This window comes from Photobacterium sp. R1, from assembly GCF_054600795.1.
The window spans coordinates 1-263 of sequence record NZ_BAAHZP010000642.1 but is presented as its reverse complement, the minus strand read 5'-3'; the positions used below and the strand labels follow the sequence as shown (position 1 = coordinate 263).

Annotated in this window: 1 protein-coding gene; it reads left to right on the top strand. The window is 45.2% G+C overall.

Annotated features, from left to right (window positions below):
• Positions 1–22: 22 nt before the first annotated feature.
• On the top strand, positions 23–263 hold a 241-nt coding region (locus ACYP03_RS26635; protein ID WP_459782758.1), incomplete at its 3' end, for a TetR/AcrR family transcriptional regulator.

Here is a 263-nt window from a genome sequence, read left to right as displayed (position 1 = left end):
GACAACTTAAAAGTCGGAAGTTATGTTCGGGTTGAACTGTAATAAAGAGAGATGTGCCCTCTTCTCCGGAGAGCGTGTACCCAAAACCAAAAAACAGCAAGCGATTGCAGAACGCGATCACGAGCTGATTATGCTTGCCAAAGATCTGGTTAACAAAGAAGGCTTTGCTAACCTCACCATGGACAAGCTGGCGTCAATCAGTCCTTACTCTAAGGGAACGGTGTATAACCATTTCTGCAGTAAAGAAGACGTCATAGTGGCAC